This is a genomic window from Enterobacter sp. BRE11 (genome assembly GCF_031844285.1).
Taxonomy (GTDB): Bacteria; Pseudomonadota; Gammaproteobacteria; order Enterobacterales; family Enterobacteriaceae; genus Pantoea.
This window is the reverse complement of the sequence record NZ_JAUZUX010000021.1, coordinates 52,267-74,409: the sequence shown is the minus strand read 5'-3', so window position 1 is coordinate 74,409 and position 22,143 is coordinate 52,267. Positions and strand designations below refer to the sequence as shown.

At 54.2% G+C, this 22,143-nt stretch carries 18 protein-coding genes and 1 pseudogene; 17 read left to right on the top strand and 2 right to left on the bottom strand.

Features of this window, described 5'->3' with window-relative positions:
• The first annotated feature begins 36 nt into the window (after positions 1-36).
• The 14 genes from Q9R34_RS19485 to Q9R34_RS19420 all read left to right on the top strand — a co-directional run bounded on the left by Q9R34_RS19485 (position 37) and on the right by Q9R34_RS19420 (position 17,543).
• Positions 37-3,756, top strand: a complete 3,720-nt coding sequence (locus tag Q9R34_RS19485; protein WP_485895888.1) for a hypothetical protein — start codon at positions 37-39, stop codon at positions 3,754-3,756.
• A gap of 3 nt (positions 3,757-3,759) precedes the next feature.
• On the top strand, positions 3,760-4,119 hold the full coding sequence (locus tag Q9R34_RS19480; protein WP_485895886.1) for a hypothetical protein: 360 nt from the start codon (positions 3,760-3,762) through the stop codon (positions 4,117-4,119).
• 12 nt (positions 4,120-4,131) lie between these two features.
• The gene (locus tag Q9R34_RS19475; RefSeq protein WP_485895884.1) at positions 4,132-5,565 is read left to right on the top strand and encodes a baseplate J/gp47 family protein; all 1,434 of its coding nucleotides are present in this window, start codon (positions 4,132-4,134) and stop codon (positions 5,563-5,565) included.
• A 9-nt stretch (positions 5,566-5,574) separates the two neighbouring features.
• Positions 5,575-6,666 (top strand): phage tail protein, encoded by a 1,092-nt coding sequence (locus tag Q9R34_RS19470; protein ID WP_485895882.1) that lies wholly within the window; start codon positions 5,575-5,577, stop codon positions 6,664-6,666.
• A 61-nt stretch (positions 6,667-6,727) separates the two neighbouring features.
• Positions 6,728-7,171, top strand: coding sequence for a phage tail protein (locus tag Q9R34_RS19465; protein WP_485895880.1), 444 nt, complete (start codon positions 6,728-6,730; stop codon positions 7,169-7,171).
• A gap of 5 nt (positions 7,172-7,176) precedes the next feature.
• Complete coding sequence (locus Q9R34_RS19460) at positions 7,177-10,830, top strand: phage tail fiber protein (RefSeq protein WP_485895878.1); 3,654 nt, start codon at positions 7,177-7,179, stop codon at positions 10,828-10,830.
• Positions 10,831-10,838: 8 nt separating this feature from the next.
• Positions 10,839-11,423, top strand: coding sequence for a tail fiber assembly protein (locus tag Q9R34_RS19455; protein WP_485895876.1), 585 nt, complete (start codon positions 10,839-10,841; stop codon positions 11,421-11,423).
• Positions 11,424-11,530: 107 nt separating this feature from the next.
• A complete protein-coding gene (locus tag Q9R34_RS19450; RefSeq protein ID WP_485895874.1) occupies positions 11,531-11,848 on the top strand; it encodes a holin in 318 nt (105 codons plus the stop codon).
• Positions 11,845-12,300: a lysis protein gene (locus Q9R34_RS19445; protein ID WP_485895872.1), complete on the top strand. Its 456-nt coding sequence runs from the start codon at positions 11,845-11,847 to the stop codon at positions 12,298-12,300. Before Q9R34_RS19450 ends, Q9R34_RS19445 begins: the two co-directional genes overlap by 4 nt.
• Entirely contained in the window at positions 12,287-12,904 is a 618-nt protein-coding gene (locus tag Q9R34_RS19440; RefSeq protein WP_485895870.1) for a defense against restriction DarA-related protein, read from the top strand. Before Q9R34_RS19445 ends, Q9R34_RS19440 begins: the two co-directional genes overlap by 14 nt.
• A complete protein-coding gene (darA, locus tag Q9R34_RS19435; RefSeq protein ID WP_485895868.1) occupies positions 12,904-15,111 on the top strand; it encodes an antirestriction phage head protein DarA in 2,208 nt (735 codons plus the stop codon). Before Q9R34_RS19440 ends, darA begins: the two co-directional genes overlap by 1 nt.
• Positions 15,108-15,527, top strand: coding sequence for a ddrA (locus Q9R34_RS19430; RefSeq protein ID WP_485895866.1), 420 nt, complete (start codon positions 15,108-15,110; stop codon positions 15,525-15,527). The genes darA and Q9R34_RS19430 overlap by 4 nt, the downstream gene beginning before the upstream one ends.
• A 44-nt stretch (positions 15,528-15,571) precedes the next feature.
• The gene (locus Q9R34_RS19425; protein ID WP_485895864.1) at positions 15,572-16,954 is read left to right on the top strand and encodes a hypothetical protein; all 1,383 of its coding nucleotides are present in this window, start codon (positions 15,572-15,574) and stop codon (positions 16,952-16,954) included.
• A 97-nt stretch (positions 16,955-17,051) separates the two neighbouring features.
• Positions 17,052-17,543, top strand: a complete 492-nt coding sequence (locus Q9R34_RS19420) for a glycoside hydrolase family 24 protein (protein ID WP_485895862.1) — start codon at positions 17,052-17,054, stop codon at positions 17,541-17,543.
• Here the strand turns inward: Q9R34_RS19420 and Q9R34_RS19415 are convergent.
• Together Q9R34_RS19415 and Q9R34_RS19410 are read right to left on the bottom strand one after the other, a co-directional pair.
• A complete protein-coding gene (locus Q9R34_RS19415; RefSeq protein ID WP_485895860.1) occupies positions 17,540-18,454 on the bottom strand; it encodes a hypothetical protein in 915 nt (304 codons plus the stop codon). The two genes, Q9R34_RS19420 and Q9R34_RS19415, sit on opposite strands and share 4 nt — an antisense overlap.
• Positions 18,455-18,804: 350 nt before the next feature.
• Complete coding sequence (locus Q9R34_RS19410; RefSeq protein ID WP_485895858.1) at positions 18,805-19,809, bottom strand: head processing protein; 1,005 nt, start codon at positions 19,807-19,809, stop codon at positions 18,805-18,807.
• A 293-nt stretch (positions 19,810-20,102) separates the two neighbouring features.
• On the opposite strand from Q9R34_RS19410, the pseudogene Q9R34_RS19405 reads away from it, so the two are divergent.
• The 3 genes and pseudogenes from Q9R34_RS19405 to Q9R34_RS19395 all read left to right on the top strand — a co-directional run.
• A pseudogene (locus Q9R34_RS19405) lies at positions 20,103-20,174 on the top strand (hypothetical protein); the annotation flags it as partial.
• Between the two features lie 63 nt (positions 20,175-20,237).
• Positions 20,238-20,507 carry a Thoeris anti-defense Tad2 family protein gene (locus Q9R34_RS19400; protein WP_485895928.1) on the top strand — a complete coding sequence of 90 codons (270 nt, stop codon included), beginning with the start codon at positions 20,238-20,240 and terminating at the stop codon, positions 20,505-20,507.
• 99 nt (positions 20,508-20,606) lie between these two features.
• A complete protein-coding gene (locus tag Q9R34_RS19395; RefSeq protein ID WP_485895856.1) occupies positions 20,607-22,142 on the top strand; it encodes an AAA family ATPase in 1,536 nt (511 codons plus the stop codon).
• Position 22,143: the final 1 nt, after the last annotated feature.

The window sequence follows — 22,143 nt, the reverse complement described above, 5'->3', positions numbered from 1 at the left end:
GACTGAGCAACTGAGAAAAACGAAAAGCAGGCCCGAATGATGAAGCACCAGGATCAGGCTCGCATCATCGATGCGATCGAAAAAGCCAGCGAGGCTGAGCTCAAACAGCTGACGCTTATCCAGCACACACTGACAGAAAACCTATCGCGGCCGTCTGGTAATGGCGGCTCCGCAACGGGCATGACCGTACGTCGTTCCCTGACACGGCCAGCACCCAAAAATGACGGTAAAACCGAAGATGTAAAAAAGGACTTCTCAAAAGAACCAAAAAGGCCCGAAAACGGGATAATTAGCTCCGGCTCCATTAAGAGGACCAAAAAAGAAAATTCAGATAAAACAGAGTCCTTTTTAAAAGACCAAAAATCGCCAAAAGAGATAAAGAGTCGGTCTTTGCCTGACTGGGTTCTTTTAGATGGGACTAAATTTAACGAAAAAGGGCAATCAAAAGGCAGAAAAAAAGCCAACACGGTGATTACGGGTGGCGCTGGTATAAAAAAGGGATTTTTAAAGGACCAAGAAAAATCAAAAGAGGGCAGAAAAGAGCTAACAGAAAGCCCTAAAGAAGGTGTGAAAAACACACCTGGCAGAGATTCCGGCGGCCGGTTCAAGGCGCATACGGATTCTGCAGAAGCCGCAGCCGCGCAAAGCGCAAAAAATGCACAGGCAGCAGCGAACAAACAGCAGCAAGGTTTTTTTCGTTCGCTGGGCGGCATGCTGGAAAATGCCACTCAGACAAACAGCGATGCGATGGCATCCGGCACAGATTTAGCCGGTACCGCTGCTGGTGGTCCGCTGTGGATGATGGGCAAAGGCATGTATGACATTTCCGCCGAAGTCGGGAAAAACGTTGTTACGCTTAAAGACTGGATGAAGGGTCAGACTGAAGGCAACACGGCGCTGAAGATCGAGCCGCCCGTGACACATCCGCCGGTAACTGCAGAGGCTAAGCAGCCACCAGCGCTGGGTAAACCAAAATCCGCTGACGGCTACAAAAACGCGCAGCAGGCAAAAGCTATTCAGGTTACGCAGGAGCAGACGAAAGTCATCGCGGCCAATGACGATCGTATCGTGGATGCGCTGGACGACGTGCGCGACGAAATCAAAAAGCTGTCGCATGCCTCCAGTTCCGGCGGCGGCCTGCTTGATTCACTGATGCCGGGCAGGCGTAAGCGCCGCAAGCGCAACAAATCTAATCCGCTGAGTACCGCTGCAGACGTCGCTGATGCAGCGGCTGACCTGCTGCCAGAAGGGCATAAAAAGACAGAAGGCGCGCGGCCCAAACCCAAAAAGAAAGGGCTTATGGCAAAAGCGCTGGAAGTGCTCAAAGGCGGCAAAAAGGCTGCCATTGCCGCAGGCGCAACGGCAGTCACGGCTGCTGGCGGCGCTGCGCTGGCCAATGACACGGCAGGCGCGGCCGGTGAAAAAACGAGGAAAGAAGGGGCTAAAGCTGCCACCTCAGAGGGGGCAAAAGTAGCCGGAAAACAGGGCATCCAAGTATCGGAGGCTGCAGCTGAAACTGCACTGGGCAAAGGCGCACTTAAAGGCGGCCTGAAAGTGGCAGGTAAGACTGCCGCTAAAACCGCGCTGAAAGCAGTTCCTCTGGTAGGAACCGTACTCGGTGCGGGATGGGATGCCTATGACGGCTTCAGCGATACGGAGGGGCAGAAAAAGGCATTCGGGCTCAAAGATGGCCAGGCGGTCACCGCCAGACAAAAAAGCGAGTACACCACGGCAAGCGTGCTGGACATGGGCGGGCTGATTTCCGGCGCCTCCGGCCTGCTGGCATCTGGTGCGTCAGCAATGGGCATGAATGGCGTGGCGAAGGCGCTTACTTTCGATACCGGCGACATAGCAAAAGGCCTGGACACCGGGCTGGGCAAAGTAGGCGACATGTTCAGCGCCTTTACTACCAGCGCTGCCGGCGCGTACGACAAACTGACCGGCACCAGTGCAGAGCAGACGAAAGCGATCACCGATGGTACTGATAAAACTGTCACTGCCATTAACCGCCTGGGGTCTCAGCTGCAGGGTGGCAACTGGGGCGAAGATGGGGTGGGTTCGCTGGGCAAAAGCGCGGCTGATTACGCCGACGTGGCGCAAAACAGTATCGGTGCCGATCTGAATGTGGGTGGGGCTAACGCCAAAAATCGCTCATTCCGAAACAACAACTTCGGGAACCTGAATTTTGTCGGTCAGGAGGGCGCAAGCCTGGAAGCAGCGAACGCTAAAGGCGAAGCGCGGTTTGCCAAATTCAATACCCCGGAGGAAGGTTTCCGTGCGCTGGCCAACCAGCTGACAAGCTACTCTCAGGGCACTTCAAAAGCGGCAGGTTACAAAAAGCTCAACACGGTGCAGGACATCATCAAGCTATACGCGCCGCAGAGTGAGAATGACACCTCGCAGTACGTCGATTCGCTCTCTAAAAAGCTGGGCGTGCGGGCAGATGAACAACTGAACCTTACCGATCCGAAAGTCATGACGCAGATGATGCGCGGCATTGCCACCATTGAGGGCGGCAATCCGCAGGTCACGAACGACTTCATGATGAATGCCATTGGGCATAACGAAAATGGCAAATGGGTCGGCGGTAAATTCAGTGATGAATCCCTGAAATCAGTTAACGAAGCGCGAGCGAAGCAGGGGCTGGCACCGGTTGCAGCGGATTCGCTCTATTCAGCTGGCGACAACGTGACACTGAAGCAGGGTGCAGCGGTACCGGCGGCACCGGCGGCTACAGCGCCAGTGGCACCGACCGGCTCACAGGCGGCGGCCGCTAAAGAAGCGGCCAAACCCGCACATGGTGGCAACGGCGTTACTGACAAAATCAAGCAGGGAGCCGCGAGCAGCTGGGGCAAGGTCAAAGAACTGAACGCCTGGGCTGACAACAAAGTGCAGGGTACCGTGGAATCAATGGGTGTTGCGGGAATGTCCCGCAAACGGCCTAACAGCGGCCTGTCTCTGCCCGCCGGCGATGCACTTCCGGCCGGGTTGCAACTGGCGGCACTGTCTCCGGATCAGATCGCTAAGCACACTCGTCCCGTTCCAACTTCCCGCGTTTCTTCTGCCAGCGTCAGCGCCCGGCCTGCATCCGCAACGTCGTCTGCGCCGATAACGGCAACCAGCCAGGCCAGAACAAATCCGCAGGCGGCGCTGGCGGCCAGCCAGCCAGATAGCACCGGCACGGGCTTTTTTGACCGCGCCATGAGCGGCGCTATGGACGGCATGAAAGCCGTCAGCGCGTCGATCATGCCCGCTGTGGGCGACACCTTCAGCCAGGCGCTGGGAGGCTTCAGCGGCAGCGACATGATCAGCAGCGTGATGGATCAGGCTGGTATTGCCGATCCGGGCCTGCTTCGCGCGGTATCACAGATCACCAGCAAAGCCGGCGGATGGCTGGACAGCAACGTGGAGTCGCTGGCAACCGCCGGCAAATCGCTCCTCAGCGGCAGCACAGCGCAGGCGAGAAGCATTCCGCAACAACCCCTTCTTAATCATCCGGCTCAGATTCAGAGCGTCACTGACCTGCCGCGCAGCGGCGTGCGGCCAATGATGAACGGCGATAACAGCAGCCATGAACAGGACATGCTCAAGGAACTGAAGGGCATGCGCTCGCAGCTGGAAGCGCTGCTGGGCGTCACGAAGAAAAAGGGCGACACAGCACCGGACAAAGTGGTGAACACCGCGCAGCCGGCGCCGCGCCAGTCATCAACGCTGAGCATCAACGATCCGGCGCTCAACGAACTACTGCAGGACTAACGCATGCAAAACGAAATCGACTGCCTGATGCGCGTGGATCAGGGCGGGGTAGTAGTGAAATCCGGCGATTCAGAAGCCTGGCTTGCCCGGCTTGAGGAATGGCTCCGAACCCCGCAGGGCAGCGTGTACGGCCTGCCCGGATGGGGCAACACGATGCAGGACTTCAAACATGAGCCAGTCGGCAGCGAAACGAGCCACTTAACCGCAGTGGCCATGGAGGCGGCGCTGATTCGCAAGCTGCGAATCGACCTGCCGGGGCTGGGGTTACAGGCGATCCGCTGTACGCCGGAGAACGTCGATACATGGCAAATCGCATTCATTACATCGTTTGGACCGCTAAGTGTGTCCATGAGCAAAAGTTAATCGGGGGAAAACGTGAGTATTCAGGATTTACTGGACAAGTTTAACGGCCAGCTGCAGGCAAACAGCTGGTGGAAGAAATTCACCAATAGCCAGTTCATTCAGATGATGGCTGTATTCGGTGCGCAGATCATCTACGCCGCTCAGAGCAGCGCTGAGCGGGGGCTTGCTGAAGGGTTTATCTCTACCGCCACAAAGCGCTCCAGCATTCTTGCGGCAGCGGAGGATCGTAACTACATCGGGCACCTGATTACCCCGTCATGGGGCAGCGTGAAAATCACCAATAAAACGGATGAACCGATCCAGCTGCCGGTGTTCGCAGAGTTCCTGTCTCTGGCACAACTGCCGTACGTTACAACCGATGTTATCTACATCCCGGCCGGACGCAGTGTGATTGTGAGTGACGTACGGCAGATGGAGCGCGTCAGCGTTTCCACAACCATTGAGGCCGAAGCGCCGTTCTTTACGGTCATGCTGCCGCGCGACATTACTGAAGAGACGGTATCTCTGGACGTCTATGTGACTGAGGACGGTAATAAAACCCTCTGGGAAAATAACCCGCTGTTTCGCCTGTCGCGCGGCACCAGTAAGCATTACGTGATGGTTTACAAGCCAACCGAACAGCTGGGCGTGCGCTTCGGTGATGGCGCGATCGGAGCCATGCCGGCCACCGGCAGCAAAGTGGATCTGGAGGTGTGGTGCAGCCAGGGCGACACCACGCTGACGCAGGGACAGAAGCTGACGCCGGCGGGCAACATTGCCGATCTGAACAGCAAAATTGAAGTCGTCACCATGACACCGATCACCGGCGGGAAAGGTTTTGAAACCACGGAGGAAACCCGCAACAGAGCCCAGTACTACGTGACCTATGACGAGCAGGTTGTATGGGGCGGGGATTATAAGTACTTCCTGAATCGCACCGTGCCGGGTATGTCGTGGATCAGCGTATGGGGCGAGCAGGAGCAGGAGGAGTCTACCGGCATCAAATCCCTGTCGAACATCAACACAATTTTCTTCTGTGGCCATATGCCCGGTTTTTCGCAGGAAGAACTGGAGGCGCAGATCATGGCGGCCGTAGAAGCCATCCCCAACGAGCTGAACAAGCGCTTTCGTTATGTGCCAACAAACGAGGAGCCTTTCACTCTCACCCTGAGCGCCGTAGCCAAAAAGAGCGTCATCATTTCTGATGCGAAAAACGAGGTCCAGAAAGCGCTTGAGGCCCGTTTCGGGCGGGATGCAAGCACGTTTGGCGACACCTATCAGAGTGATGTTTCCGCCGGCAAACATTTCTCGCAGGTGCAGGTAAAAGACCTGTGGCGCGTGGTTGAGGAGCTGGATCTGTTTCTCTCATACGAAGTGACCACGCACAACATGAAAGAGGCGCTGCAGCTGAATGACTTTATCTATCTGGACGTGGCCAATTCCGTCATTGAAATCAAATATCCGTAAGGCACAGCCATGATCAGAAATTGGGTAAAAGACCGTCTGACCAAAGATAAGCGCGACTCTGAGTTATGGTCCGGGTTTGCAACGGCACTGCAGGCCGTTTTTGAGCAGGCAGTAGAGCCTGTCCTGACGCGCATTACCAACCGCAAATCCTATTTCACGATGGACAGGGAGGATTTGACGCGGCGCATGGGCGAATATGGCCGCTTTTTCGTAGTGGCAGAAACAGCGGACAGCAGCAGGCCTGTGCTGCTGGCGCAGCGACTGGACGAGGTGCACTTTAAGGGCACGGATAAGCCCATTACCTCAACATTCTGGCGTGAGTTCGATAACCTGCCAGTGACATGGCAGCCGTTATACGCGCCGGTGGATCAGGAGAAAGCGCCATATGGCACTTACTTCACAACGAAAGAGGGGGTTAGCGTCGCTGAGGAGCATTACGGCGAGTTTTTCCTGACGTCCCGTGCGCAGATCTCAGTTGCGCTTAATGAGCTCTACAAGCGTTATGGCTACATCGAGCAGGAAGAAGCGGTAGAAAAATTGCTCACAAAGTTTGAGCAGATCATCGCGCCGCTGCTGCCCCTGCACATTGTGTTTGACGGCGTTGCGCTATTCATTTCATTTGAGCTCACGGCTAATGCCAATGAGATCCGGCTGATCAGTGCCGGCATCGACTATACCGCCAAAATGTCTTATGCCGATCTGCAGTCGGAAATCAAAAACCTCCGTCTGGCCACACAGATGGAGTTTGTGGTTCCGGCTGTCCCGGTCAAAGCGACCAGACGGTGTGAGCGCTTCGACATGTTTGCTGCAGATGCATGGTGGTGCGATTACCAAAGCAGGCCCGATGCCGCACCGGCACCGATAGTTATCGCCAGCGCCGCCAGCGACAGCCGGGCGCGGTTGTTCACTGAGGAGGGCATGCAGTATATCGCCATTCAGAAAGGCGACAGCCAGGGCGTCACTGCCACCAGCGCAGATGGTGGCAGCACGACCACGGCATTCCCGCATGATGGATCGCCTGAGTTCGCTATGGCGCTGCCCGCAGACGACAACGGCGACAGCACCATTACCACGCTTTTTTATGAGCGATATGTCGTGTAGTTGACCATCGGAAATTACAAACTCCTTACCCTCTGGCCTCTTATCCCTAAGAGGCTTTTTTATGGCTGATTCCATTTCCGTCAGCAGCAAGCTGTTTAAGGCAAAGCTGCTGGATTACTTTTACACCCGCCGTGCTGAGTCAGCGATCGGAAAGGGCAACCGCTTTCAGATGGCTAAAGCCTACTGGGGCAAGTCGGCGCTGGTTACAAGCAATGAGGCTGGCGGCTGGAACATTGCGGATATTCCGTCCACGTTCAGCAACGCCAATCTGTCCGGAAAGTTCACCGAAACACCGCTGATCCTCACCAACACCGGCGCGGACATTTCAATCTCGATCCAGCTGGATGACACCACACTGCCTGAAGGGCAGGCCTATGACCTCAATACCCTGACGCTGGTTGATACGGACGGCAACGCCTTTGCAGTGCTGTGCGTGCAGCAGGACACCGTATTTCGCGGGAAGGCCTACAACCTGATTGTGACCATTGAACAGAAAACGGCATAAGGCATATGAGCGATAACGAAATCACTGATATCGGCGTTATGTCCGGTATTCCATATGGCACAGCACCACTGTCCGCCGATATGCAGTACCTGGAGGCGTACACCAGTTCTGCGCTAAACCGCAAATTGAAAGGCGTCGTACTGCCGGGCTTTTACCTGGGCTTTTCGCCGGTACCGGGCGCCGGCCTGAATGTCGTCGTCACCTCAAAGGAGGCTGAGGGCGGGCAGGGCGCAGCGTCCATAGACGTAAATGCGCATCAGGTTACAGTGCAGCACCTGGCTGATCTGACTCTCGCCGTAGAAGCCGGGAAAACCACCCGCATTGTGCTGGAGGCGAATTACAAAATTGGCATCCGCACAGACCAGGTTGATCGGACGTCTCAGGTTAAAGCCGCTAGCGTATTTGCGCAGGATCTGTCTGTGGCGTTGGCACCGAACCAGCTGGAGCTCTGCCGCGTACTCGTGCCAACCGGCGCGACGCAGGTAACGGAGCCGATGATTGATACCCGTTTTCGGGTAAACCGGCAGGTAGGTATCACGCTGGATTCGATTTTCACCAGCGACGACGAGCTGATTGCGGCCAACCTGAAGGGGCTGAAAATCCTGAAGGCCTTGATCGACAAAAAGATGGTCATTTCTGAGAATGGCGCAGACATTCAGGACAAGGAAGCGTTTCGCAGAAACCTCGAACTGGATCAGGTGAGCAACGAGAAACAGCTGGTTGCATCCGAAAATCTGGCGGATCTACCGGACCTGCCGGCGGCCCGGAAAAATTTCGGTCTCGGCACCGCTGCAGAGGCAGATAAACAGGTATCCGCCATCGATATGACGCCGGGTGCACTGATGGCCGTGGGAGCATTTGGCCTGGGCGCGCCGTCGTATGTTCTGGCGGGCAGTATCACCCTGCTGGCTGATTCAACTGTTACAGAGCGAAACGCCTTCTGGACGCTGAACGGCACCTTTACCGATGGGCCGCTTGAGCTCGGGAATAAGGCGCTGGCCGGGCAGTTATTCAACATGCGGCGCTGGTACAACGGCGGTACGTCGCTGGTGCAGCTGCTGGTGGCGCAGGGCGGGGTCATGTATCTGCGTGCGGCCGGAGGTGGTCCGGGCACATGGGCATGGACCGGGCTTACGGCTGGCGCGGACAGTAACGGCTGGCGCAAAGTGATGGACAGCGCCAGCATGACGCTGGGCGACCTGTTAAATCTTGGGGCCGCGAAAGCTGGCGATAACAGCGATATCAGCCGCACAAATGCGCTGACGCATATCAACACAGAAACCCTAACGCTGTCCGAAAACCTGCACGTTGGATCGCAAATCACCGCCGGGGAGCGCGTGGGAATTATCCATGATGAAGCCAGCCCGGCTGACATGGTATTTGTGCGCAGCGATCAGCACGCCGGCGCGGCGCCGGCCAGCGAAACAATCATCATGAACGTGGATGCCCGTCTGGCTTCAGAGACGGATAATGCATTGGCGGGCAGGGTGCTGGGTGGCCTGACAGTCAGCAGCATGCCACACGGCGGCGGCAGCACTGCGCTGGCGGCCCGCGCGGCAGACGGCTCGATTGCTGCGCGTTTCTGGCTGGACGGCGGCGATGGATCAGTGTCATTCCAGGGCTCTGGCGGCCTCAAACTTACCGGTGGCCTTGTGTCAGACGGTGCTGGCCGCTTTGTTTCCGATACGATCACGCTGCAGATCAAACCCAAAACCAAAGACAAGGCCTATTACCTTCGCGGGCGTAAAAGTGACGATACCCTGCACTGGTATCTTGGCCAGACCACTGACGGCAATGATACCGTCACCTGGGGCAACTCCATTCCGAATACGTGGCTGACACTTGCCGGCGACGGCACGGGCGAAACCAACGTTTCCACAATGAAGTTCCGCAATAACGTGAGTGTGGGCGGCAACCTCACCGTGAGCGGCGGCGCTGACTTTACCGGTCCCGTTAATGTACTGGCGAAGGGAGCAACGGCGATTGGCGATCTGACGAACGCCGCGCTCGTAGTCACTGGTAGCAGCACAGACGGCAGTCAGGGACTTACCGTGAGCAGCTTTGCGCCATCCGTTTCCTTTGTTGATCGCACCGAAAACACCACGTCCTTCCGCTGGCGGACGCAGGGCAGTTATCTGCTTCTGGAAGCGGATTACCGGGACAATGGTGCGACGTGGCACAGCTATGGCGCTGCTTTCCATGAAGCGGGGCATCTGTCTCTTGGGGCGGGCACTATCAGCCCGGCGCGCCAGCTGACGATAGGCAACCCGCTGGCTGGAAACGGCAACATGACGGGCAAAACACAGATTGCCGCCATGACCTACTCCAACATTGGTGCTGACGCTACCGATCGCGCTATTGCCTGGGGCAGCGAAATGACCTACGGCGACGGTAAAACCACACAGAAAGTTGCTGATGTTGTGGAGTTTTGGGCAAACAGTAATATCGTCAATAACACCACAACCATTGATATTCTTTCCTCGTTCCGGTCTATCGATAAATCGAGCGAAAGCATGAAGAGTGTGTATGGTTTTGACGGGCGCCAGATGGTGCGTACTAACGTCAACCGCTGGAACCTCTACATGCAGGGCAATGCGCCAAACTATCTGCGTGGCCAGACAATTATCGGTGGGGTCGATACAACCCTCCCTGATAGTTACATGGCGCTGTCTGTAAGAGGTTCAGCAGAGATTAGTGACTTGCTCAGGGTTAAAGATATGGAGGTTAAAGGCCAGGTAAGTCTTATTTCGGCTACTCCGTATATCGATTTTAATTCCTCAACGGCACAACTGAATGATTATGACGCGCGCATTTTGGTTGATACCACGGATGCTACAACGAACGGCCAGGCGCAAATGTACATTCAGGCCGGGCATCTCAATATTAGGGCAACAACGGATGTTCAAGGGCAGCTTGTAGTTGAAAAAGACGCGCATTTCGATGATGCCGTTTATATAAGAGGCACGTTGTTTACAACAGCACATATGGGCATTGGTAATATTGGCACTGGCAATTTTGCAGGCACCAGTGCTTCTTTCAATATAGGGGATTCTGATTCAGGTTTTATTTGCCCTAATGACGGCGTGCTCGATGTTTATGCTAATAACGTTTTAACGACGCGTTTCACCCCAAACAATATGCGAGTATATGGGCCGGTTGTAAGCGAGGATGCTAATGCTTTCCGTATCAGAATTAATAATACGAAAAGTGTGTTCCACCGTTTTGATGGCTCCAATTATTACTTGTTAGTGACCAACGATAACGATCCAGACGGTACATGGAATACTTTACGTCCTTTTGCGTTCAATGCCGGCAATGGCAACGTTACGATTGAACACCAGCTACATGTTGTTGGCAACCTCGTATCAGATAGTCTGGTCTTATGTCAGGGCGCGCAATTTTTACCTGACGGCAACGTTTATGGCTCTGTATGGGGCGGATATCTTAATAACTTTTTGGCGGGCCGATTTGTAACAGGCGTCAGATTTGCTGGTTTTAAAGAGATCTGGGCCTGGAAAGATTCGGGTGTTTATGAGGAAAGCGGCTACGTCATTACCGCGGTTAAAAACAACAACAGAGATGAATACATCGACACAGTTTGCGCGCGATGCCTGCAATATTGCATCAGCGGCAACTGGTACACAGCAGGCTTTTCATAAGGATGAATATGTTAAATTTTGGTCCATTTAAAATTTATACGCCGGATGTACCGGTAATTACTGATTCCTCCACTGAGGAAGAAAAAGAGCTGGCGGCCAAATTAAAGACGCTTACCGAAATGAATGTCATGTTCGTTCGATGCCAGAGCGGCCAGGATTGGTACGAGTCGCAAAAACTTTATTCGCCAGACACCATGAAGATTGTTTATGACGAAACGGGCCGGGTGGTCAGTTTCGACAGGGACGCTTCCAAATTGTGGCCAATCAACTGCAGCGTGGCTGAGGTGGACGCCGCCGGTGTTCCCGAAGGCCTGGATACGCTGGGCGACTGGGTTTACCGCAATGGCAAGGTGGTGGCGCATGAGCACTCTGCCGCTGAGCTGCAGGAAATGGCTGAGCGCACCAGAAGTTCGCTGCTGTCCAAAGCGCGCGCTCAGATCAGCGACTGGCAGGCCGAGCTGGCGCTGGGCACTATTCCGGATGACGATAAGGCGCAGCTGGTGGAGTGGATGGCCTATATCCGCCAGCTGAAAGCGACCGATATCAGTAGCGCTCCGGACGTGCCCTGGCCTTCACCGCCCGCAACCCCCTGACTCTTCCTCAAAATACAGCGCTTTCGGGCGCTGTTTTTCTGTACCTCTCTAAATTACAGACTCCTTACCCTCTCTCCACCTGACAACCAGGTGTTAAAGGGGGGTATGTGACCGATGTAGAAAAAATGCTCGCGGTTTCGCTTCTCCTGTCTCTGTTAAGTGGCACAGGCGTTTTCCTGCAGGGAGTGCGCGAGTACCGGATCAAGGCGTCCGTATTCAACTTTGTTACTGAGCTGGTCCTGGCACTGATTACCGGCCTGACGGCCTATTTCTTTGCGCGGCAGCAGGGGCTGGATGAAATCGTGGTTTACCTCGCCGTGTTGGTTGCAAGCAACAACTGGCGTGAAATTTCAACTGTGTTTAAAGAACGACTCATAGCGGCAATAAACGGCGTCTTTGGGTCAAAAGGAGGCTCCGGCCAATGATTGATTACCAGGATCTGTTTATTGCGGGTATGGCGGCAGCGATGGTGGTAGATCGCAGCGTTTTAGCCCGTAAGAAAGTCACCCTCCTGGGGTGCGGCGAAGCGACGGTGCGGGATAACGCGCTGGCATTCCCGGTGAAGTTCGACATTACCTGCGCGGGCAAGCTGACAGGAGCCAAAATTGAATACTGGCTCCGCGACAGCAACGATCCGACGGTGGTTATTTCCGGCAAGCAGCGCACGCTGGACCTTTCCCCCAAAGGCGTGAGCGAAGAATTTCTGTTAATCGACACGCGTTATCTTGAACCGGGCACCTGGGAACTGACGGTGCGCGTGACACACGGTAACAGCCGGCTGAACCCGCTTTACCGCATCTTCCCGCTGCAGGAAACCGTCTCGAAAAAGTATCAGCTGATCAAATCAGAGCAGGGGGCTTTCCGTGTCGAGTCCTAAAAATTACGTGCTGCTGAGCTTTGACGATCTCAATGAGAAAGGCCTGGCAAAGCTGAAAAAGGCGATCGTCAAAAACGGCTATGAGATTGCCAAAATCACCGCCGCCGGCGCGGCGCGCAAAAAAGATGGTGTGCCCACCAAAACCTTCAGCCTCACCGGGATGGACGAGCAGGTAATGACCGTACAGGTCAACGACAGCGGTGATATTTCCGGCCTGAAGCTGAACGGCAAAAACGTACCTTTCACCCATGTAACCAGCATGGACGATCTCGGCCGCACGCTTGCCGCGCTCTTCAAACAAGGCTCAACGGCATTTCAGAAGGCGCTGGCGCGCAAGATGGCCCGCGCCGTTGCCGGCAAAGACGACGCTGCGCAGCCAAAGCGCGGGGTGAAATCGTCTGTGCAGCTGCTGGCTGAGGTGCAGCAGCGGCGTGACTCATACAAATCGGGGATCGCGGAGACAAAGGCGAAGGTAGACCAGCTGACACGCGATGCGGACACCGCACAGAAGAATGCGGAAAACGTGCAGACCGAGCTTAACCAGGAGCAGGCGTTAACCCGCCAGCTAAAGGAGCAGATCGCTCAATTAGAAGGGGCCGAATAATGAACGGTATTTTACAAAATCGGACAGTGGTTGATTTCAGCAGCCGCACACCGGGCGCTGTGCTGACGCAGGCGATCTATGACAGCCTGATGACCGGCAGCAGCGCAGATATGATGCTGGAAAGCGCCTCTATTGAGGATATCGATCACACCTACCTGGGCGAAGAATGCGTTGTTCCGGGAGCGATGTTTGAGGCCATCAGCACTGAGCGCATGCGCCTGGCGGCAACTATGCGGGCATTTGTGAAAGCGCTGAACCGCGGCCTGAACGGTACGAACATAAGCGCTGGCACGGACGATGCCGGCACAGACAGCACCGGGCAGAAAACCGTGGGCGGCGCGATTATCGGCAAAGTACGCCGCGTGGCCAACATACCGGTTATGAGCGCGCAAATCCCACTGTCAGACGGGCAATCCGTGTCGCTGGTGTTCCATTCACCGACGGCAGACGGCGGCAAAATCAGCAATCAGGATACGCTGGTGGCCTTTCAGTTCCTGATCAACAAACGCGACGTTACACACATCGTTGCGCCGATTGGCGGCCGCGACGTATCGCTGCAGCAGGTGACGCAGGCGCTTTCCAATCTGATCGAGAAGAACAGCGGCAAATTCGTTAAGCAAAAGGACGCACAGGCGAAGCTGCGCGCCGAAGTGGAGACGGTGCAGGCTGAGGCCGATCAGCTGGCAGAGCAGCAGTCAGCGCTGCTGGAGCAGGTAGATACGCAGACTCAGCGCGTGCATCTTCAGCAAAGCAATGAACAGGCACTGCGCGGCAAGCTGGCCAGCCAGCGCCAGCTGAATGCTGATCTCTCCGGGCAGCTGGCCGCACTGCAGCAGGCAAAAGCCAACGAGCCGGAAAATACGGACACCTTCAGCGACCGCACCATTCAGGTAAAGGCGCGTATGAACATCGACGGGAAGGCTACGCTGAGCAATGGCGCGACGGTGCGCTACCAGACTTATGACCAGAGCGGCGAGCTGGAAGGCAAAGTGATCATCACCGAAACCGACGGCACTACCTATGAAATGCTCTCCAAAACCAGCCAGGGCGCGGATATGGGTAAAGCGGCAACCAAATTGCTTAAAGCCTACCGCACCAGCGAAGCGGAGAAATACCGCGTTGCTGCTGAGCCAGCCCCGGCGCCAGTGCCAGAGCCCGAACCACAGCCAGACCCTCAACCAGAACAGCAGCCAGAGCCAGAGCCGGAGCCGGTCACGCCGGCGGCCGTATGGCGCTATGCGCTGGTGAACCGACCGGCTGGGATCGGCGCGGTACCGCCTGGCTTTACCTCAGTGGCAGATCAGCCCGCAGCGGGTGAGCCGTACAGCGGCGTTGCCCGCAACGGCATCATTTCCTATGACCGCCCGCTGACCGACAAAGAGGTTGCCGACTTTGAGCTGAAGCTGATCCCGACGCACGCTGATTTGGATAGCCTTGCCGCGACCGTGGCGAAAGAAATGGCCGGCTACGCCGCGCAGTATCTGGAAATGTCAGAGGAAGATCCGGATACCTACACCAAACAGGTGCGCATGGTGGCGCGTAAACAGCTGACCGGCGTTGCGTACCCGGAAGGGGGAGACGAAGCCTATTTCACGAGCGCTATCAAAGCGGCGCTGCAGCACCTGGCCGCAGGCGAAGAAAAACAGGAAGAGACCGATATGACTGATGATCGTGAAACCACAGACCCATTCTGGATTGCCGCGAAGCGCCTGGGCGATCTCGTTGGCTGGTCGTCTGATTTGGTGAATGCCTGGGCTGAAGCGCTGGGTTACGACAGTGAGCAGATGAAAATGGCTGCTGATTACGTGGAGGCAAATCAAAGCCCTGACTATCTGGCAGCAGTTAACGCCGCCATGATTACCGGTAAGCGAATCCCACTGACTGAAGAGCTGATCAGTCCAGAGCCAGCGCCTCAGCCGGAGCCAGAGCCTCAGCCAGCGCCACAACCTGAACCTGCCCCGGAACCAGAGCCAGAGCCAGAAGCTGATACCGAAGCGCAGAAGGCTATCAACTACCTGCAGGGGCTGAGCACACTGGATACCGACGACATGGACGTGATCCGTGCTGGCCGTAATCAGGTGCGCGAAGCTATAGCAGCGCTCACAGCGGCAGGCGTGTTTGACGAAAACGAAGCGCTGGTGAATGCTGCCGTGCAGCACCTTAGCGATCTGCTGGTGGCCGTTCAACGTAAGGGAGTGGCGGCATGACGTTAAGCGCCCTGCAGAAGCTGGATTTAGCCGATCAGCTGGACGAGCTCATTATCAAAGCCCCGACGGTTAAGGGGCTGGACCTTCTGGATCTCAATGACCAGATGGAGGCGATCATGCTCCAGCTGGGGTATGGCGCTGCGCCCGCACCTGCCACCAGCGAACCAATGCCGGCACCCGAACTGGTACCAGACCCACAGCCGCAGCAGGAAACCCATCCGGAGCCGGTGCAGGAAGATCAGCCCGTTCCGGAAGTGGTCCGCGATTTTCTGGCCGGGAAGTTCACGCATCAGGCGCAGCTGGATTTTGTCGAAACGCTCCGCCAGGTAAGTGACTACATCGGTGTTTACCTGCAGCTGGATGATGCCAAAGAGCAGACCGCCAGCTGGATAGCTGCCAGCGGCCTCGCTGCCTAATATTCGGCCCCGTTTCGGCGGGGCTTTTTGTTACCGGACAGACAATGCTTAACGAGAAACTTAAAAGCCTGCTGGGCGACGCCGGCAGCATCTTTGCGCTGATTGGGCTTGTGGGCTCACTGCGAAAAGCGGAAACCACAACGGGACGATCTTCTTACGTGGTGACGGGAAAAGGCCAGGAAGTGAAAACTGCCTTTAAGGTAGTGGATGCACGCCACCTGATTATCTCCAACAACCTCGACGGTACCATTAATCCGGCGTTCCCGGCGGAGCTGCAGCCGCGCGATCGCACGCGCCTGACCAGTAAAGTGCAGGTGTCCAAAATTGCGGGCAACCTCCGGCCGGCGAAGCTGACCGACTCCGGAATGAGCAGCCACGGCGCGCCAATCGTGGGCGCAGACAACGTGGTGGAATCCGGCAATGGCCGCTCTATGGGTATCACGCGCGCATACGAGCAGGGACAGGCGGATGAATACCGCCAGTACCTGATTGATCACGCAAAAGACTACGGTCTGAAGGCATCCGATATCGCGCAGATGGAAATGCCCGTGCTGGTGCGCGAGCGCCTGACAGACGTAGACCGCGCGCAGTTTGCGAAGGATTCCAACCTCTCCGATCTGCAGGAAATGGCGGCCAGCGAAAAGGCATTTGTGGACGCCGAAATGCTCGACGAGCGCCTGATGGCCATCTTCAATCCTTCTGATGATGGCAACCTGCTGGCGCGCACCAATGACGGCTTTATACGGGCGTTCATGAAAGAGATTGGCGACACGGCTACCGCCGGCCTGCTGACCGATGACGGGCGCCCGACGAAGCAGCTGATCGACCGTATCCAGAATGCGATCTTTGCCCGCGCTTATAAGGACGAGCGACTGGTAAAAATGGTGTCCGAAGAGCCGGACCCGGATATGCGTAACATCCTGACTGCACTCAACACGGCCGCCAGCGAATTTGCGCAGATGCAGTCGCTTTCCGGCGATGTGCACCGCCAGGCTGTCACCGGCCTGGTGGACGGCGTGCAGTCGGTCAACGGGCTGGATCAGCAGGCTATCGCCGCGCTGCAGGACGCAATCAAACTGGTGCGCCAGGCGAAAGACTCCGGGCAGGCGATACAGGAAGTGCTGGCGCAGCAAGGGCTGTTTGAAGAAACCAGCAAAGAGGCTGAAGCCCTGGCGCTGTTTATCGTCGCCAACAACCGCAGCGCCAAACGGATCGGGGCTGCATTCAAAAAGATGGCGCAGAAAATTAACGACGAACTGTTGCACCAGCAGCAGGCGCTGGGGGATATGTTCGGCGGCGGCGAGCTTTCGCTAACCGACGTGCTTACAGCCGTTTCAGGCGAGATTGAAGAGGAGTATGGCGAGGGGAAAGGCCTCAGTTTCTCCATGTTTGAATCCGCTGATCATCCGCGCGCCGCGGGGCAGTAAACCAGACATGCTCGGCCGCCTTGTGCGGCCTAATCCCACCGGAAATTACAAACTCCATACATTGCCGCCTTTCATCAACGAAAGAGTGACAACCACCATGGATCAATCCGCAAACCGTAAAGCCTTTGGCGACATGCTGGCCTTTTCAGAAGGCACCAGCACTCATCCACTGACGCGTATGAATGGCTATGACGTCATCGTTACCGGCATGGGGGAGAAGCAGGGTGAAATCTTCACCGACTTCAGCGATCACCCGTTTGCCCACCGCAAGGCCAAAACGCTCAATAAGCAGGGGCTGCTTTCTACCGCCTCCGGACGCTACCAGCAGCTTTTCAAATACTGGCCCGTCTACAAAGCGCAGCTGAAGCTGCCCGATTTCAGCCCGGCGTCACAGGAGCGGTTGCTTGATCAGCTGCTAAAAGAGCAGGGCGCGTACGCAGACGTTATCGCTGGGCGTATCAAAGCGGCTATCGCCAAAACCAACGATGTATGGGCATCACTGACCGGATCGCCATATGGGCAGAAAACGCATCCCATTGAAACGCTGCTGAATGCCTACCGGAACGCAGGAGGTACCGTTACCGATTAAGCCCCGCGAAACCCTTCCGGAATAGCGTAATCGTGACTGATGCCGTCGCCAGGCAGTGCGCCTGTGCGGCGGCCGTTCTGCTTCCTGCCATTGGCCGAATTAAACCGGCTTTTCAGGCGTCCCGTGTTAAACAGGCGATGCAGCAATGAACCGTTACGCTCAAATGTCTCTGCGCGACGTTCTTTGTCTGCAGCCGCTGCTGCAGCGGCCAGATCATTCTGTGAATCCTGGATGAAATGCTTCTCACGGGCTGGCGCTGGTGGCTGAGCCGTGGATTCATTCAAACCTGAAATTTCTGGCTGCCCGTTTAGTGTTTCTCTTTTTCTCGGATCAGTTATTACTTCTTCCCGGTCATTTTGACCAGGGGGGAGGCAGTCTTTTTGACTAGGGGTGTTGTGGATAAAATTGAACTTTATGAAGGCTTTAGCAATGACGCTCCGCACGTTTTTCTGACGGCCTGACACCTTCAGATTTGCAGCCTGAAGATCGGCAATGCTGGCCCGGACAAATGCCAGCGCTTTGCCGGTAAACGTGTATTTACTCGGGGCGCATTTGTTCCTGTTGAATTTGTCGTACTGTATTTCGCGCGTCAGGATGCCCAGGTGCTCAGCAAGGCGATAAGCGCGCTGAACGGTAGACACACTGCAGCCTGCTTCTTCAGCCAGGTTGCTGAGTGACTTCATGATGACGAATTTAGAGGTGGAACCCGCCAGGTTGCAGGCGAATTTCAGTATGCGAGTCATGCGCTTAGGCAGTGGAGAGAGCTCTATGATGCGCTCAAGATCAAAGCCAGTTATACGCACTGATTTTAGGTCATTATTTGAGCTACCTACGGGAAAAGTGTTGCCCGGATCGGTGTTTTTAGCTACTATTCTGGCTGCTGCTTTGCGGCCGTTTGTTGCTTGATTCACGGATTCCGTCCCTGGCTCACAGTGGCATACGATGTTGAAGTAATAATGGGGCTTAACGCTTGATTCATGGATGCCATCCCTGTTTCATAGTGACCATAAGTTCCTGTAAGTATTTGAAGTTTGAAGTTGTACGGCGCAAAGCCGATGTGGGTGCAACCACATGAAAGTTGTAAAAAAATCGACTGTTTCCAGCAGGCGATTTTTTTTTGGTTCTGAGTCAGTCGCCAAACTGAGTCAGAGCGCGGATGATAAACGTGATCCTTAAACGGATCAATACAGGTAAGAATTTTCCGGTATTTTAGAATCCGACAAAGCAGCGCCCTGTGAAGGGCGCGCTTTCGTTATCCCCTTTATTTTCCAGAATTAATCCAAAAAATCGTCTGATTCTCGTTCACAGCCTGACGCGTCTGCGGCAGCGGCGGCTGCTGAGTCGAGCCAATCGGCAGCGTGGCCGTTGCCGATGAACCGATAGATTCCAGCATGGCTGCGACGATCTGCGCATCCTCCGGCGTCTCCATCCGACACAGGGCATTTTGCTGCTCTTTGCTGATAAACAAAGGCATGTTGCCAATAGCCTCTTTCATGATTTTGCGGCGTGCTTTTGCCACGTTCCCGGCGCTTTCAAGCATCACTTGAGCGTTCCGCAATCTGTCCTCCAGCTCCAGCCGCTTACCGTGCTCGATTAACAGTGCGGATTCCAGCGAAGCCGAATCCGCTGATTCCAGCATCGCGGCCTGGCTGCGCATCGCTTCATAGTGCTGGATCAGGTCAGCGGCCTGATTTTCTGTGTACCCCTTTTCCACCAGCCCGGCGTGAATCACGTCAGCGCGCTCGGTGGCTGACTCCAGAATCAGCGCCGTACGATCGAGGCTGATATAGTTCGGATTGGTCACATAATCGAAGCCGTGAAAGCTGGTAACTTTGGAAATGGCGCTGTCGTCTCCGCCTGTCGCCCATGACCAGCCGCCGGCGCTGGAGCGATTCATACCGTCAACGATATTGCCGGGTTCAGTGTCGAGAATTTCCTGAACGTGCGTGACCACGCCGTTATCGTCCACGCTCACATCGAGCGTGCGGTTTGACGGTACGTTTTCGAGCGTCACCGGTTTGCCATCAACCATGACTACAGCAAATTCTGGCAGGTTAAGCCGGCCGGTTTTTGCGTAGTAGGCAGCGCGGCGACCATGGCCATAGTAGCCAAACATTTCCCCCAGCTGGATGCGCTCCCGCGTTTCGGGGCTGCTGAACGTGTCGCGTACAGAACGCAGCAGATAATTGCGGTCATTCTGCGGTGTATAGCGGCGAATCTTATCAATCAGTGAAAATCGATCCGTGACTGTGCGGAGTGCTTTCATGTTTTCCTCATAAGCAGGATGCAATGCCCCGCAAAGCGGCGGCAGCGCTGGCGGGTGCCGGCGCGAAGGGATGGTATGGAGGTTGTAATTTATGGGGTTAGGAAATCTTCAGGGGAGCATGGATCTATTAACCAGTGGGCAAACTCGCATAAGAAATATTGAATTTATCAGGGCGGGGGATATAGTGTGCGCGTCGCTGCAAAATCAGCGGCCGGGATTGGAACCCCGGAACGTACAAGGTTGGCACACAGTGCCTTCGGCGCTACCACGTCTGGAATTTGCCAGGCGTTTCAATGGTGGCGTTGGCGGGGCTACCTTCGGGTAGGCCGGTTTCCTTGTACGCCGGTAGTTCCAACCTCGTTAACGTCACCACCCGGAGATTGGAACCTCCAGTAGTGACGCTTCTACGTCGTACAGGGACCAATTTCATGCCGGACAAAATTACTTCACCTCACCCTGCATTTTCCTTCAGCAGAATGGAGGGGGAGATGCAATACAGCAGTGCTCTTCAAATTATATGCAGTAACACCAATGCGTTATGCCGCTGGGAAAAATGGGGCAAAACAGTAAAGCATGTTTACGCTGATTCTTGCGAAAGCGTGCAGCGCATTATGGTCAATGAAGATGGGGCTTTGTTTTTTTACATTCCATCTGTAAATGATTTAATGGCAAATGACTGGCAAGTATTACTTTGCTAAGAGTTTTAATTGGTTAGATGGTTTGTTTTGGATTTTCACAGTCATCGATCTAGGTGCTCTATATTTTTAGTGTTATCAAATAGTCAAAAGGAGATTGCTTTGACAACGTTCTTGGTGGTTGAGAGAGCTCGTGCGGATTATAGTAAGTATAAGGACTTGATTTTACTTAACTTCTCTACCTGGAATGATTACTCTTTCCGGACTTTATTTGATGTTACATATATTGGAAAGGACGGCGCAGCAAGTAGTATTGGTCAAATAAAAATAGGTTTTGTAGGACAGGATGAAAGCATTACCACATTATCTAGAATGGATGAATTTTTCCGGCAAATAGGTGATGATTTTTTTAGCATTGCTTCTAGTCCTGATTTTTACCAAAACCTGTACGCTTTTGGTCGGGATTTTGGTGACAACGTTTTGAAGAGCTTAAACTGTGTGCTTATTGAAGAAAGCGCCTTAACTAAAGCACGGCCAGAAATCGTGTTTACAAAGTCTCTTCTTAGGAACGTCCACTTAAAAACCTTGAAAGACCAGTTGAATCGTATTAGGCAGGGCTACAGCCCTTTAACAAATTTTTATTTCGCTTTCAAAAGAAACGCCGAAAAGCATGCTAAGTTAAGTTTGGAATTTGCTGTTGAAGCTGAATCACTCCCGCCCACTAATATACATGCTTTAATTGGTAGGAATGGTCTAGGGAAAACTACCATTTTGAATGGAATGGTTGATTCGATAATGAAGGAGGCGGATCGTAGTTCCGGAGTATTTGTGGATACTTTCGGCAGGAGGCTTGGAGAAGGTTATTTTAGTTCTGTGGTTTCTATCGCCTTCAGTGCTTTCGATCCTTTCAAAAACACTTTGCAAAGCGATGGTAATGATAACGGATTCAGCTATCATTATATAGGCCTTAAAGGCAGCACAGAAAACAAAATATTTCAAAATGGTTATTTGGAAGAATTGTTCACAAAGTGCTCGGATTCAGTTTATGAATGTCTGTCAGATAATTTCAAGAAAAAACTGTGGTTAGAAGCAATGGACGAGATGGGGTCCGATGAAAACTTTAAAAATCTTGATGTTGTAAATTTAGCTAGAATTAAGCCTAATTTAGTTATTCATGAGTGCAAATGGATGCTAAGAAAAATGAGTTCGGGGCATGCAATTGCTTTTATAACACTCAGCATGCTTATAGATAAAATCCAAGAGAAATCACTGGTCTTGTTTGATGAGCCAGAAAGTCATTTGCACCCTCCCTTGCTTTCAACATTAATTAGAGTAATGAGTGACTTGTTATATAAACGCAATGGAGTGGCAATAATAGCAACCCACTCGCCTGTTGTTGTGCAGGAAGTTCCCAAAAGTTGCTGCTGGATTCTTGATCGGTATGTGGATTTTATAGATTCTTATAGACCATCACTCGAAACTTTTGCCGAAAATGTGGGTGTAATAACAAAGGAGGTTTTTAAACTTGAAATGGAAAAATCCGGATATCATAACTTGCTAAAAAAGCAGGTAAGTACAGGTCTTTCATATGAAATGATTTTAAACAAGTTTGACGGTCAGTTAGGGTTTGAGGGCAGGGCGGTGCTATTAAGCATGGTCTTGTTAAGAGATAAAAAGATTAAAGATTTATTATCTTAAC

Bases quoted from the DNA above. Each gene is read 5' to 3' on its own strand.
- Q9R34_RS19485 (WP_485895888.1), top strand. From the start codon at position 37: ATGATGAAGCACCAGGATCAGGCTCGCATCATCGATGCGATCGAAAAA.
- Q9R34_RS19480 (WP_485895886.1), top strand. From the start codon at position 3,760: ATGCAAAACGAAATCGACTGCCTGATGCGCGTGGATCAGGGCGGGGTA.
- Q9R34_RS19470 (WP_485895882.1), top strand. From the start codon at position 5,575: ATGATCAGAAATTGGGTAAAAGACCGTCTGACCAAAGATAAGCGCGAC.
- Q9R34_RS19465 (WP_485895880.1), top strand. From the start codon at position 6,728: ATGGCTGATTCCATTTCCGTCAGCAGCAAGCTGTTTAAGGCAAAGCTG.
- Q9R34_RS19460 (WP_485895878.1), top strand. From the start codon at position 7,177: ATGAGCGATAACGAAATCACTGATATCGGCGTTATGTCCGGTATTCCA.
- Q9R34_RS19455 (WP_485895876.1), top strand. From the start codon at position 10,839: ATGTTAAATTTTGGTCCATTTAAAATTTATACGCCGGATGTACCGGTA.
- Q9R34_RS19445 (WP_485895872.1), top strand. From the start codon at position 11,845: ATGATTGATTACCAGGATCTGTTTATTGCGGGTATGGCGGCAGCGATG.
- darA (WP_485895868.1), top strand. From the start codon at position 12,904: ATGAACGGTATTTTACAAAATCGGACAGTGGTTGATTTCAGCAGCCGC.
- Q9R34_RS19430 (WP_485895866.1), top strand. From the start codon at position 15,108: ATGACGTTAAGCGCCCTGCAGAAGCTGGATTTAGCCGATCAGCTGGAC.
- Q9R34_RS19425 (WP_485895864.1), top strand. From the start codon at position 15,572: ATGCTTAACGAGAAACTTAAAAGCCTGCTGGGCGACGCCGGCAGCATC.
- Q9R34_RS19420 (WP_485895862.1), top strand. From the start codon at position 17,052: ATGGATCAATCCGCAAACCGTAAAGCCTTTGGCGACATGCTGGCCTTT.
- Q9R34_RS19410 (WP_485895858.1), bottom strand. From the start codon at position 19,809: ATGAAAGCACTCCGCACAGTCACGGATCGATTTTCACTGATTGATAAG.
- Q9R34_RS19400 (WP_485895928.1), top strand. From the start codon at position 20,238: ATGCCGGACAAAATTACTTCACCTCACCCTGCATTTTCCTTCAGCAGA.